Here is a 12,405-nt window from a genome sequence, read left to right as displayed (position 1 = left end):
ATGGTCGGATGCGTCGTTTGCGCCCGGTCCTTGCGCTTGCGGTCGCCGCGGGGCTGGTCGCGGTCTCCGGCGCAGTGACCGCCCAGGCCGGTCCCGACGTCCCGCCCGTGAGCGATGCGGCGCGCGCGGCCGGATTCGTCGATGTCCGCAGCGTGGTCTCCGACGCCATCATCGACCTGCGCTACGCGACGACCAACAACTTCACTCACACGCAGCTGTACCCCTCCGACGCCCGATGCCTGGTGCATCAATCGATGGCTCCGGGGCTTGCGGCGGCCGCGACGGCGCTGCGCCCGCAGGGGCACCTCCTGGTGTTCTGGGACTGCTATCGGCCGCACGACGTCCAGGTCAAGATGTTCAACGTCGTGCCCAACCCGGCGTGGGTCGCCCGGCCCGGTCAGTATGCGCACAGCCACGAGTCGGGGCGCTCGGTGGACGTGACGTTCACGACGGCGCAGCAGCCGTGCGCGTCCGGGCAACATGCCGACGGGCTCTGCCTCGCCGACATGGGCACCGACTTCGATGACTTCTCCTCGCGCGCAAACGCTTTCGCCACCCAGGGTGTCAGCGTCGACGCCCAGGAGAATCGGGCCGCCCTGCGAAATGCGATGAAATACGGTGGGCTCGCGCCGTATTCCGGGGAGTGGTGGCACTTCGACGGCCCCGGCGCGGGGGTCGACCGCCCCATCCTGAACGTCCCCGTGGACTAGTATCATATTCTGAGATAGTAATTTCATTATATGGATCAGCCGATATGCTGCGGGCATGAAAGACGAACGCGGGGCCACCTACACGCACGGACACCACGAGTCGGTGCTCCGGAGTCACCAGCGACGCACCGCGGAGGACTCGGCGGCCTACCTGCTGCCCCACCTGAAACCCGGCTTGTCGGTGCTGGATATCGGATGCGGACCCGGGACGATCACCGCTGACCTCGCAATGCGCGTCGCACCGGGACCGGTGACGGCCGTCGACCAGTCGGCCGACGTCCTCGGCGTGGCCCGCACCGAGGTCGACCAGTGTGGCCTGTCAAACGTTTCGTTCGCGACCGCCGACGTGCACCGGCTCGACTTTCCGGATGGCACATTCGATGTCGTGCACGCGCACCAGGTGCTGCAACACGTCGCCGATCCGGTGGGAGCCCTGCGTGAAATGAGAAGGGTGTGCGCGCCCGGCGGGGTCGTGGCGGCCCGGGACGCCGACTACGCGGGGTTCATCTGGTTCCCGCAGTTGCCGGCGCTGGATCGGTGGCACGAGCTCTACCAGCGGGCCGCTCGTGCCAACCGCGGCGAACCCGATGCCGGGAGGCGGTTGCTGTCCTGGGCCCAGCAGGCGGGTTTCGCCGACGTCACGCCGACGGGCAGCGTGTGGTGCTACGCGACGCCCGCGACGCGCGAATGGTGGGGAGAAATGTGGGCCGACCGCATCCTGCGTTCGCGTATCGCCCAGGACCTGCTGCGGCTAGGCCTGGCCACCACCGCGCAGCTCGAGGAGGTCTCCGCGGCTTGGCGGGAATGGGCCGCGGCGCCGGACGGCTGGCTGTCGATCCCGCACGGCGAAATTCTCTGCCGGGCATAGGCATTCAGTCCAGGAAGAGGTCCGGGATCGGTTGCTCGCCGCCGCCGTACCGGGACAGGTCCGCGGCCCCGGTGGACCGCAGCACCGCGGCGTCGATATGACAGTCGCCCGTGGCTTCCCGAGCCGGTCGGGTGATGATCTCGACAGCCGCGTCGGCCATGATTTCAGGACTTCGCGACGACGCCGCCAAACGGTCACCGTCGGCCATGTTCGCCACTGCCGCGGTGGCGATGTAGGTCTCCGGCCACAGGCAATTCACCGCGATCCCGTCCTCTGCGAACTCGGCCGCCCAGCCCAGTGACAACAACGTCATCCCGTATTTGGACAGCGTGTAGGCGGGGTGGGCGCCCAGCCAGCGCGGGTTCATGTTGACCGGCGGCGAGATGGTCAGCACGTGCGGGTTGGCCGATTTCTTTAAATGGGGCACGCACGCCTTGGTCAGCAGGAACGTGCCGCGCAGATTGATCTCCTGCATCAGATCGAATTTCTTGGCCGACAGCGCGGCAGTCGGTTCGACCGCGATGGCGCTGGCGTTGTTGACGCACACGTCGATGCCGCCGAACCGCTGCACCGCGGCCTCGACCGCGCGCTGCACGTCCTCTTCACGTCGCACGTCGCCAACGACCGCCAGCGCCTTACCGCCGGCCGCCTCGACATCGGCGGCCGCGGTGTGCACCGTCCCGGGCAGGCGGGGATGCGGGGTGTCGGTCTTGGCCAGCAGCACCACGTTGGCGCCCTGCTTGGCCGCGGCGATTCCAATCGCAAGTCCGATTCCGCGGCTGCCGCCTGAGATCACGACGGTGCGATCGGCGAGCGAACTGTTAGCCATTAGTCTCCTTTGGCCTGGTCAAGCGCATGGTATTGGCATTCTCTTTTTTTGCAAGTACGTTATTCACCGATGGATAATACGGCCCACACTCCGTCTGGTATCCCGCTGCAGCCCGTATACGGGCCGGCGGACAGAAGGGCGGAACCGTCAGCGCCGGGGGAGTTCCCCTTCACCCGGGGAAACTTCGCGTCCGGCTATCGCGGCAAGCTCTGGACCTTCCGGCAGTACTCGGGATTCGGCACCGCCGAGGAATCCAATCGCCGGTACCGCTATCTGCTGGAGCAAGGCGGGACCGGGCTATCGGTGGCGCTCGATTTGCCCACCCAATGCGGATACGACTCCGACGACCCGGAGTTCGGCGAGGAGGTGGGCCGGGTCGGCGTCGCGATCGACACCCTGGCCGACTTCGAGATCCTGTTCGACGGCATCCCGCTGGACAAGCTCAGCACGAGCATGACGATCAACGGAACGGCGGCGATCCTGCTGGCGTTCTACGTCGCCGCGGCCGAGAAAAAGGGGATACCGCGCGCGAAGCTGACCGGCACCATTCAGAACGACATTCTCAAGGAGTACGCGTCCCGCGGCACGTGGATCTGGCCGCCGGAGCCTTCGCTGCGGCTGATCGCCGATACCATCGAGTTCTGCGCGGCCGAGGTGCCGCGATTCAACGCGATTTCGGTGGCGGGCGCACACTTTCGCGACGCGGGGGCCAACGCGGTCCAGGAGATGGCGTTCACCCTGGCCGACGGGGTGACCTATTGCGACACCGTGGTGGAGCGGGGTCGGATGACGATCGATCAGTTCGCCCCGCAGATCTCGTTCTTCTTCTACACCCATGGGGACTTCTTCGAAGAGATCGCCAAATACCGTGCGGGGCGGCGCCGTTGGGCGACCATCGTGCGGGAGCGCTACGGGGCGACGACGGCCAAGGCGGCGATGTTCCGCTTCGGCTGTGTCTGTGGTGGCGCATCGCTGTACGCGCCGCAGGCCCACAACAACATCGTCCGGGTGGCGTACGAGGCGATGGCCGCGGTGCTGGGCGGTGTCCAGTCGATGTTCACGGCGGCCTGGGACGAGCCGTTCGCCCTGCCCACCGAGGAAACCACGACGCTGGCGCTGCGCACCCAGCAAATCCTGGCGCACGAAACCGGCGTGGCCAGCGTCGCGGACCCGCTAGGCGGCTCTTACTTCGTCGAGGCGCTGACCGATGCCACCGAGGCTCGCATCGTTGAAATCATGTCCGACCTCGAGCGGCACGGCGGAATGGTCCATGCCATCGAGGACGGTTACCTGCAGGGCCTGATCGCCGACGAGGCATTCAAGATCCACCAGGACATCGAATCCGGCGCTCGCCCGGTCGTCGGGGTCAACCGGTTCGTGACCGAGGAGCCGGAACACGATGTCGTCACCTATGAGCTCGACGCCGAGGGGCGTGATCTGCAGCTCAAGCGGCTCTCCAAGGTAAAGTCCGAAAGAGATTCGGCCGCAGTCCAATCCACTCTCGCAGCGCTGTCGCGTGCCGCCGAAGGAGACGACAACCTGATGCACAAGTTGATCGACTGCGCCAATGCGTACTGCACGGTCGGCGAAATGGTCTCCGCGCTCAAGGCGGTGTGGGGCGAATTCCAGCAACCGGTGGTGTTCTAGTGGCCGCCCGGATTCTGGTCGCCAAGCCCGGCCTGGACGGCCACGACCGTGGCGCCAAAATCGTCGCCCGCACCCTCCGCGATGCCGGTTTCGAGGTGATCTACACCGGCATCCGGCAGCGCATCGAGGACATCGCCTCCATCGCCGTCCAGGAAGACGTGGCGGTGGTGGGCTTGAGCATCCTGTCCGGTGCTCACCTGGCGCTCACCGCCCGCACCATCGAGGCATTGCGGGCCGCCGACGCCGCGGATATCGCCGTCGTGGTCGGGGGAACGATCCCGCACGCCGACGTACCCAAACTGCTATCCGCCGGCGCGGCCGCCGTATTCCCCACCGGCACACCGCTCGACGTACTCGTGCGCGAGATCCGCGCACTGACTGGCACCCCCGAACCCGTTGTGGAGGAACATTGCGCGTCGGAGTAATGATCGGCGCCGAGCGTGGCGATATGGCCCGCAAGGTGGACAAGCTGGCCTCTGATATCGAATGGGCCGAATCCGCAGGTCTGGACACCGCGTGGATGCCACAGGTGCCCAACGACTTCGACTGCCTGACCATGGTGTCGCTGATGGGCGCGCACAGCTCGCGGATCGAGCTGGGCACTGCGGTGGTGCCGCTGCAGGCCCAGCATCCGATCGCCCTTGCCCGCCAAGCGCTCTCGACACATGCCGTGGCCGGCGGACGGTTGGCGCTGGGCGTCGGACCGTCGCACCACTGGATCATCCGGGACATGCTCGGCTTGCCGTATGAGAAACCGGCCGCCTACACCCGCGACTACCTGCAGGTACTCAACGCCGCCATAGCCGGGCCGGGACCGGTTGACGTCGAGAATGATTCGTTCACGGTGCACAATCCGCTGGCGATCGGGGCGGATACCCCGATGCCGGTTCTGGTCGCCGCGCTAGGGCCGGTGATGCTGCAGATTGCCGGTGAACTCGCCGACGGCACCGTGTTGTGGATGGCCGACGAGCGTGCGATCGGTGACCACATCGCGCCGAAGATCACCAAGGCCGCCGCGGATGCCGGGCGCCCCGCCCCGCGCATCGTCGCGGGCATCCCGGTATGCCTTTGTGCGCCGGCACAAGTCGACGAGGCCAAGGATCGGGCCAACCGCATCCTGGGCGAGGCCGAGGTGTCGCCCAACTACCAGCGCCTGCTCGAACGCGGTGATGCCCGCGATGTCGGCGATCTGTGCGCAGCCGGCGACGAGAAGGCGATCCTGGCCCGGATGCGCCGCTTTGCCGATGCCGGCGTGACCGATCTGTCCGTGCGCCTGCTGCCGATCGGCGACAACCGTGACGAGCTGATCGCCTCCAAGCGCCGGACACGCGAGATGATCGCCTCGCTCGCAACGGAATTGCGGTGAGCCCAACGTCTGCCGGGCCGCTGGCGGGGATACGCATCCTCGAGGTCGGCACCATGCTGGCCGGCCCGTATGCCACCATGCTGCTCGCCGACCTGGGCGCCGAGGTCACCAAGATCGAGCCGCGCGGTGGCGAGATCTCGCGCGGCGTCGGGCCCACCTACTTCGCCAGCCTCAACCGCAACAAGTCCAGCATCACGTTGGACCTGAATTCCGATGCGGGACAGCAACGGTTGGGTGAACTGGCCGCCGAATCCCACGCGCTGCTGGTGAACCTCAAACCGTCGGCGATCCGCCGCCTGGGTCTGACCTACGAGGAATTGCGACGGCACAACGAGCGGATCGTCTGCGTAGCGATCACCGGCTTCGGCCTGTACGGCGGCGACGATCCGGCCTTCGACTACGTGGTCCAGGCGGGCGTGGGCACCGCCGCCTTGACCGGCGATCCGGACGGCCCGCCAACGCTGCCCGGCTATTCTTCGGCTGACAATTCCACCGGAATGTGTGCGGCACTGGGGCTTTTGGCCAAGATCATCTCCGGCACCGGCGGCCAAGTGGACGTGTCGCTGCGCGACGTCATGCTGTCGCAACTCAACTACCACGCGTCCGCCTACCTCAACAGCGGCATCGAGCCACAGCGCCGACCCAACGGGGCACATTCGTATTACGTTCCGGCGCAGCTCTTTCCGACTGCCAGCGGATATCTGGCATTGTTCATCACGCATGACGGTTTCTGGAAGTCCTTTGCCACCGAGGCGGGTATCGGCGGTTTCGAAACGATGGCCGAACGGGTGGATCGCCGCGATGAGGTGCTGGCGGTCGTCACGGCCATGCTGGCGACCGACACCGCCGCTGGCTGGGAACGGCGGCTGCGTCCCCTCGGCGTTCCGGCCGCAGCCGTCAGAACGTTGCCCGAGGCGCTCAAAGCGACTCCGGAAGTGGTTGTGACGGCGGGTGATTTCCGCCTCGTCGGAAGTCCGATTCACGTTTCCGGTTACGAGCCCGAGTATCGGCCACCGCCGGAGCTGAGCGAGTAGTCACCGCCGAACGTCGAGATCTTGCGCCAAAATCGCCCGATTTCGCCCAACAAGTCGACGTTCGGCCTCAAGAGGAGGGCGCCCACGTGATGGACCTGCAGCGAGTCGGCGATGAACTCGAAATCACCGCACTGCTCCATAGATACGCCCGCGCCGTCGACACCAAGGACTGGGATCTATACCGGTCGGTGTTCACCGAGGATGCCCACATCGACTACTCCTCAGCTGGCGCCGCCGCGGGTCCCCGCGACGAAGTGGCCGCATGGCTGGAACAGGGTTTCGGCGCGATCCCGATGTCGATGCACTACATCACCAACGTGGAAATCCTTGCACTTGGGGCTGATACCGCGACGGTCCGCGCGATGTTCTACAACCCGATGCAGTTGCCGGGCATGTCGGAGTTGAGCTATTGCGGCGGCTACTACCACCACGAGCTAATGCGAACCGCCCGCGGCTGGTGCAGCCGTAGCCTGCGCGAGGAAAATGTGTGGTTCGTCAACGCACCAACGGGCTGACCGGCCGCGCTAGCGCGCCGCGAGCTGCTTCTCCTGATAGAGCCGTGCCCACTCGGCGCGCGGCCGGATGGACACGTCCACATCAGTCGCTTTGGCGCGCAGGGCTTTAACGGTCGCCCGCTCGCGGGGCGTCCGTGCGAACGGGTCCCAGCTGAAGAACCGGCAGGCATTGCCCCAGGTGATCTTGTTGATGTCGGAGTCGTCGGCGCCGGCGGCGTTCAGCTCGGCCAGCACCTGCTCGGGCGCGTCGGGCCAGAAGCAGTCCGAGTGCGGGTAGTCGCATTCCCAGGCGATGATGTCGATGCCGATCTCGTGACGCAGCTTCAACGACGTCTTGTCGGTGACGTAGCACGCCAGCGAGTGTTCGCGGAAAACGTCGCTGGGCAGCTTGTCCCCGAAGTCGCGGCGCAGCCACTTCTGGTTGGTGTAGTGGCGGTCGCTGCGGTCCAGGTAGAACGGGATCCAGCCGATGCCCCCTTCGGAGAACGCGAACTTCAGGTCGGGGTAGCTGCGCATGGCGGGACCCCACAGCAGATCCTGCGCGCACATCGCCGAGACCTGGGTGGCCAGGATGATCAGGTTGTCGATCGGCGCGTTGGGGGCCATGCTGATCGCCCCGAACCCGGTCCCGATGTGCAGGCACATCACCACGTTCTGCTCGGACAGCGTGCGGAAGACCGGACCCCAGTAGTCGTCATCGTGGTAGCTCGGAAGCCCTTCCAAATGGGGCAATTCCGGCATGGTCACCGCACGGCAGCCCTTGGCCGCCACCCGGCGGATCTCCGCGCACATGGCCTCCGGATTCCACGTCGGCAGGATGGCGATCGGAATGAACCGATCCGGATAGGAGCCGGCCCACTCGTCGATGTGCCAGTCGTTGTAGGCCGACACCATGACCAACGTCGCCTCCTCGCGGTGCATGTTGAGGTGACGCGCGGAGAAGCCGGTGAAGGTGGGGAAGCACATCGACGCCAGGATGCCGTTGCGGTTCATGTCCCGAACGCGTTCGTGGACGTCGTAGACACCCGGGCGCATTTCGGCGAAACCGGCCGGGTCGCGGCCCCATTCCTCGGCCGGCCACGACACCACGGCGTTGAGTCCGCTCACGCCCTGCGGCCTGCCCTGGTACATCCACTGGTCGACGCCCTTCTCGTCGATCACGACGATCGGCGCCTCGTCCTTGTATTTGGCGGGTACGTGGCGCAGGAACATGTCCGGCGGCTCGACCACGTGGTCGTCGATACTCACCAGGATCAGGTCGTCGACATGCATGGGTTACCCCCCGTATTCGGTTGTGACCTCGAGCAGTCGCGGGATCGGCGGCGGATCGAGCTGCAGGGCGTCGGACAAGTGCAGCTGGCCGCCGTTGGCGATCATGTTGTCCAAGATGGCCTGCAGGTCGTCGCCCTCGATCTCATAGATGGCGAGATACGGGCCGTTGCCGTCGACTGGGCGCATCCGCCGCGCCGAGACGAAACCGTCAAGAGCCACCAGCTCACCCAGGTGAACCTCGTCGTACCAGGTGTTGTATTCCTGCTCCCGGTCGGGCGAACTGGGTCGACTCTCAACGAGGATGATGCCCTTGGCCATCGCCGCCACCTCTCTTCGGGCTGCTACTCGTAGCGCACCGTGACCGAATCCGTGTCCGGCACGCCCTGGCACGTCAAAATGTAGCCCTCGGCGACCTCGTCTTCTTCAAGAGCGTCGTTGACCCGCATGGTCGCATGGCCTTCTTCGAGCTTGGCCATGCACGTACCGCAGTTGCCGGCCTCGCAACTGAACGGCGGCTCCAGACCGGCCCGCCGCGCGCTCTGCAATAGCGTCTCGCCGGGGACCAGCGGCACCGACACCTTCTTGCGGTCCATGTGGATGGTCACCGTGCCCGCGCCGGAGCCGTTTGACGGATTTGTCACCCGTGGGGTCTCCTCGATGCTTCGGGCGACTGTCACCTCGACCGCCCCCTCCCGTACTTGCATTCTTCACTATAGAGAATACTATTCTCACAGAGCGATAGGATCTTCTCAAGCTTGTGCGGATGTCAGGTCAGCCCGGCCTGTCAGGGAAGGACGGGACGTGACCGAGCCGGCTGCGGTCGTGTTCGAGGACCGGCAATTCGGCCTGCCCCAGCTCGACGCGCTGGCCGACGGCTGGGCCGCGGCCCTGGCTAAGACCGGTGTCACAGCAGGTCAGCGGGTCGCGGTGATGGCGTCCAACCGGCCGGAATTCGTCGCCGCATTGCTGGGAATCTGGCGGCTGGCGGCCACGGCCGTCCTCATCAGCCCCGCATGGAAGCGCGCTGAGGTCGACCACGCGCTCGCGCTGACCGAACCCGATCATGCCGTCGGGGATCATCCGGTGCTGGCCGGGGTGATGCCGATGCTGCACCTCGACGAGCCGATCGCCCCCGGGGAGCCGGTGGGCGGGGCGCCACCGCCGCAGTCCGATGCGGTGCTGGTGTTCAGTTCCGGGACCACCGGGCTGCCGAAGGCCGTCCGGCATACCCACGCGGCGCTGGATGAGGCCGTGCGGCACTGGCGCGGTGCGCTGCAGCTGACGCCGGAGGACCGGATCCAAATCGCCACGCCGCCGTCGCACATCCTCGGGCTGCTCAACATCCTCACGGCGCTGCGCAGCGGAGCCCGCGTGCGGCTGCATCCGCGGTTCGACATCGACCGGATGCTGTATCACATCGAAAACGACCGCATCACAGTCGAAATGGCGGTCGCGCCCATCGCGCTGGCCATCGCCTCGCATCCCACGCTCGAGTCCTACGACCTGTCGTCGCTGCGCTACATCATGTGGGGGGCGACGCCGGTCAGCGCCGAGGTTGCGGAGACGGTGACCCGGCGCACCGGCGTCAGGTGGGTTCCGGCGTACGGGACCACGGAACTGCCTGTCATCGCATGCAATCCGATCGACGGCGCCCGGCTGGACGCGGTCGGGCGTCCAGTGCCAGGCGTGGACGTGCGGGTGGTGTCGCTGGAGACGGGCGAGCCGGTCTGCCCGGGAGAGATTGGTGAGATTCAGGCCCGGTCTTCGTCGCTGATGGCCGGTTACCTGCCGGCCGAAGCGACCGCCGAGGTGATCCGCGACGGCTGGTACCGGACCGGCGACGTCGGCTGGATCGACGCCGGTGGCTGGCTGCGGATCACCGATCGCCTCAAAGAGATGATCAAGGTGCGCGGGTTTCAGGTCGCGCCCGCCGAAATCGAGACCGTGCTGCACGGCCATCCGGCCGTCAAAGACTGCGCGGTGTTCGGCGTACCCGACGGACTCAACGGGGAAGCGGTAGTCGCGGCGGTCGCGACGTGCGCACCCGTCGATGCCGGCGAGCTGACCGCCCGGGTCGATCAGCGGCTGGCTTCCTACAAACATCTGAGCCGAATCGTGTTCGTGCCCGATATTCCCCGCCTGCCCTCGGGCAAGGTGCTGCGCCGAGTGCTGAAGGAGCGCTATGGATGTACGTCTGACAGCTGAACAACAGCAATTGCGCGACGCCGCCGCCAAGCTGGCCGACGACCTGGGACCCTCAGCGGTCCAAGACCTCGACGACCGAAGCCGGATTGCCCGTCTGGACAAGCAGATCGCGGGGACGGGCTGGAGGTCGTTGCGCTCCGACGGAGCGTCGGGTGTCGAAGTGGCCATCGTTGCTGAGGAATTCGGACGCCGACTGGTCGACACACCGTTTCTCGGCCCGGTGCTCGCCGACGACCTGACCCGCCACGTCGGCGCCGACAGCGCGGGCGCGACGATCGCGGTCGAGGATCGCGCCATCGATGCGCGGGGCGCCCAGCGCGCCCTGAGCCTCTCCGATGGCAAGGTCCTCGCCGCCGATGTGCGGGACTTGACCGACGGCGCGGATTTGACCCGGGCCGATGCGAAGATCGCGGGAACGCCGGTGACTCTGGGCGAAGTGTCCTCGGACATCGCCGCGCAATGGCGGGCGCTCGCACTGGTCACGACGACGGCGGACCTGGTGGGGATCGCCCGGGGCGCGCACGCGGTCGCCTGCGACTACGCCAAAATCCGTGAACAATACGGCAAGCAGATCGGGTCCTATCAAGCAGTCGCCCATCTGCTGGCCGAAAGCCTTGCGCTGATTGAAGGTTCGATCAGCGTATCGCGACATGCCGCGTGGGCGGTCGACGAGCTGCCGCCCGCCGACGCCGTCCGCGCCGCGCAGGTCGCGAAGGTTTACTGTGCCCGCGCCGCCCGAACCGTCTGTGAGACGGCCATTCAGGTGCACGGCGGCATCGGTAACACCTGGGACTGCTTGGTGCACGTCTACCTGCGCCGTGCCCTGATATCGACCGAGCTGTGGCCCGTCGCGTTGAAGGAGATCGATCTTGGACTTTCGTGACTCACCAGACGAAGCCGCCTTCCGGGAGCGGCTCCGGTCCTGGCTTTCCGTGCACGCAGGAGAATTCTCCGGATCCGGCGACGAGTACTGGGCCCGCCAGGCCGAATGGCACCAGGCCCTGTACCGAGAGGGTTTCTTCGGCCTGTCATTCCCCCGCGAATACGGCGGACAGGAATTGCCGCCGGTATATGACGTCATCGTCGACGAGGAACTCGCCCGAGCCGCCGCCCCGCCGCGGCCCAGCGTGGGCTACCTGATCTACGGGATCGGGAGACACGCCAATGACGAAGTGCGGCAACGCTTCCTGCCAGGCATCATCAACGGCACCGAGAGATGGTGCCAGGGCTTCAGTGAACCCGGCGCCGGCTCGGATCTGGCCTCGCTGACCACCACCGCTCGCCTCGAGGGTGACACCTATGTGGTGAACGGGCACAAGATCTGGACCAGCTACTCCGATGTCGCGGACTGGTGCCTGTTGTTGGCGCGCACCGACCCGGGGGCCAAACGCCACCGCGGCCTGTCGGCGTTCGTGCTGGAAATGAAACAGCCTGGCGTGCAACAGCGCCCGCTGCGCATGATCAATGGTGTTACCAACGAATTCGGCCAGGTGTTTTTCGACGACGCAAAGGTACCTGCCGACCGGATGGTCGGTGCCCCGGGCGACGGCTGGGCCGTCGCCATGACCGTCGTCGGGCATGAGCGCGAACCGTCCACGCTCGGTTACGCGGCCCGATACGGAAAGCTGGTGCGGAGCCTTTACGCGCGCAACGAAGGTCCGGTTCCTGAAGAGCTCGCGTGGGCGGCGGTCCAGTCGGAGATGCTGACCCATCACGTCCGGCGGCGGCTGTCCGAACAGCTCGACGGCGTCTCGCACGGGCCCGAAGGGTCGCTCGACAAGCTGCTGATGACGTGGGTCGAACAATCCGTCGGACACGCCGCACTGGCGGTCACCGGGACCCGCGATCCGGATCTGCTCGGCGCCTATCTGTACAGCCGCGCGCAGAGTGTGATGGGCGGGACGTCACAGATACAGAAGAACATCATCGCTTCACGCATCTTGGGATTGGGAGTCTGAC

14 protein-coding genes are annotated in these 12,405 nt (G+C 66.4%); 10 read left to right on the top strand and 4 right to left on the bottom strand.

Translation table 11 applies throughout. The features are described 5' to 3' along the window. Nucleotides 1-8 precede the first annotated feature (8 nt). Entirely contained in the window at nt 9-710 is a 702-nt protein-coding gene (locus AWC17_RS31585; RefSeq protein WP_046182232.1) for a M15 family metallopeptidase, read from the top strand. A gap of 55 nt (nt 711-765) precedes the next feature. Next, nucleotides 766-1,578: a methyltransferase domain-containing protein gene (locus AWC17_RS31580; protein WP_046182206.1), complete on the top strand. Its 813-nt coding sequence runs from the start codon at nt 766-768 to the stop codon at nt 1,576-1,578. Nucleotides 1,579-1,582: 4 nt separating this feature from the next. Here the strand turns inward: AWC17_RS31580 and AWC17_RS31575 are convergent, their stop codons facing one another. Next, entirely contained in the window at nt 1,583-2,407 is an 825-nt protein-coding gene (locus tag AWC17_RS31575; protein WP_046182207.1) for an SDR family oxidoreductase, read from the bottom strand. A 69-nt stretch (nt 2,408-2,476) separates the two neighbouring features. Here AWC17_RS31575 and AWC17_RS31570 point away from each other — a divergent pair, with 69 nt between their 5' ends. The 5 genes from AWC17_RS31570 (at nt 2,477) to AWC17_RS31550 (ending at nt 6,969) form a co-directional block, all read left to right on the top strand. After that, nucleotides 2,477-4,054 carry a methylmalonyl-CoA mutase family protein gene (locus AWC17_RS31570; protein WP_046182208.1) on the top strand — a complete coding sequence of 526 codons (1,578 nt, stop codon included), beginning with the start codon at nt 2,477-2,479 and terminating at the stop codon, nt 4,052-4,054. Continuing rightward, nucleotides 4,054-4,479, top strand: coding sequence for a cobalamin-dependent protein (locus tag AWC17_RS31565; RefSeq protein ID WP_046182209.1), 426 nt, complete (start codon nt 4,054-4,056; stop codon nt 4,477-4,479). The genes AWC17_RS31570 and AWC17_RS31565 overlap by 1 nt, the downstream gene beginning before the upstream one ends. Then, entirely contained in the window at nt 4,464-5,420 is a 957-nt protein-coding gene (locus AWC17_RS31560) for an LLM class F420-dependent oxidoreductase (protein WP_046182210.1), read from the top strand. Before AWC17_RS31565 ends, AWC17_RS31560 begins: the two co-directional genes overlap by 16 nt. Further along, entirely contained in the window at nt 5,417-6,454 is a 1,038-nt protein-coding gene (locus AWC17_RS31555; protein WP_046182211.1) for a CaiB/BaiF CoA transferase family protein, read from the top strand. Before AWC17_RS31560 ends, AWC17_RS31555 begins: the two co-directional genes overlap by 4 nt. 89 nt (nt 6,455-6,543) lie before the next feature. Next, nucleotides 6,544-6,969 (top strand): nuclear transport factor 2 family protein, encoded by a 426-nt coding sequence (locus AWC17_RS31550; protein WP_046182212.1) that lies wholly within the window; start codon nt 6,544-6,546, stop codon nt 6,967-6,969. Nucleotides 6,970-6,978: 9 nt separating this feature from the next. Here the strand turns inward: AWC17_RS31550 and AWC17_RS31545 are convergent, their stop codons facing one another. The 3 genes from AWC17_RS31545 to AWC17_RS31535 are packed head-to-tail and all read right to left on the bottom strand — an operon-like array spanning nt 6,979 to nt 8,918. Next, the gene (locus AWC17_RS31545) at nt 6,979-8,241 is read right to left on the bottom strand and encodes an amidohydrolase family protein (protein WP_046182213.1); all 1,263 of its coding nucleotides are present in this window, start codon (nt 8,239-8,241) and stop codon (nt 6,979-6,981) included. Between the two features lie 3 nt (nt 8,242-8,244). Then, nucleotides 8,245-8,559, bottom strand: coding sequence for a DUF4286 family protein (locus tag AWC17_RS31540; RefSeq protein WP_046182233.1), 315 nt, complete (start codon nt 8,557-8,559; stop codon nt 8,245-8,247). Between the two features lie 23 nt (nt 8,560-8,582). Beyond that, a complete protein-coding gene (locus tag AWC17_RS31535; RefSeq protein ID WP_046182234.1) occupies nt 8,583-8,918 on the bottom strand; it encodes a 2Fe-2S iron-sulfur cluster-binding protein in 336 nt (111 codons plus the stop codon). Nucleotides 8,919-9,042: 124 nt separating this feature from the next. Here AWC17_RS31535 and AWC17_RS31530 point away from each other — a divergent pair, with 124 nt between their 5' ends. The 3 genes from AWC17_RS31530 to AWC17_RS31520 are packed head-to-tail and all read left to right on the top strand — an operon-like array spanning nt 9,043 to nt 12,404. Continuing rightward, the gene (locus AWC17_RS31530) at nt 9,043-10,446 is read left to right on the top strand and encodes a class I adenylate-forming enzyme family protein (RefSeq protein WP_046182214.1); all 1,404 of its coding nucleotides are present in this window, start codon (nt 9,043-9,045) and stop codon (nt 10,444-10,446) included. Then, nucleotides 10,424-11,329 carry an acyl-CoA dehydrogenase family protein gene (locus AWC17_RS31525; protein WP_046182235.1) on the top strand — a complete coding sequence of 302 codons (906 nt, stop codon included), beginning with the start codon at nt 10,424-10,426 and terminating at the stop codon, nt 11,327-11,329. Before AWC17_RS31530 ends, AWC17_RS31525 begins: the two co-directional genes overlap by 23 nt. Continuing rightward, a complete protein-coding gene (locus tag AWC17_RS31520; protein WP_046182215.1) occupies nt 11,316-12,404 on the top strand; it encodes an acyl-CoA dehydrogenase family protein in 1,089 nt (362 codons plus the stop codon). Before AWC17_RS31525 ends, AWC17_RS31520 begins: the two co-directional genes overlap by 14 nt. Nucleotide 12,405 lies beyond the last annotated feature (1 nt).

It is taken from the genome of Mycobacterium nebraskense, assembly GCF_002102255.1.
GTDB lineage: Bacteria > Actinomycetota > Actinomycetes > Mycobacteriales > Mycobacteriaceae > Mycobacterium > Mycobacterium nebraskense.
The sequence above is the reverse complement of the archived record's forward strand: the minus strand, read 5'-3'. Positions and strand labels throughout refer to the sequence as shown.

Bases quoted from the DNA above. Each gene is read 5' to 3' on its own strand.
- AWC17_RS31585 (WP_046182232.1), top strand. From the start codon at position 9: ATGCGTCGTTTGCGCCCGGTCCTTGCGCTTGCGGTCGCCGCGGGGCTG.
- AWC17_RS31580 (WP_046182206.1), top strand. From the start codon at position 766: ATGAAAGACGAACGCGGGGCCACCTACACGCACGGACACCACGAGTCG.
- AWC17_RS31575 (WP_046182207.1), bottom strand. From the start codon at position 2,407: ATGGCTAACAGTTCGCTCGCCGATCGCACCGTCGTGATCTCAGGCGGC.
- AWC17_RS31570 (WP_046182208.1), top strand. From the start codon at position 2,477: ATGGATAATACGGCCCACACTCCGTCTGGTATCCCGCTGCAGCCCGTA.
- AWC17_RS31550 (WP_046182212.1), top strand. From the start codon at position 6,544: ATGGACCTGCAGCGAGTCGGCGATGAACTCGAAATCACCGCACTGCTC.
- AWC17_RS31545 (WP_046182213.1), bottom strand. From the start codon at position 8,241: ATGCATGTCGACGACCTGATCCTGGTGAGTATCGACGACCACGTGGTC.
- AWC17_RS31540 (WP_046182233.1), bottom strand. From the start codon at position 8,559: ATGGCCAAGGGCATCATCCTCGTTGAGAGTCGACCCAGTTCGCCCGAC.
- AWC17_RS31525 (WP_046182235.1), top strand. From the start codon at position 10,424: ATGGATGTACGTCTGACAGCTGAACAACAGCAATTGCGCGACGCCGCC.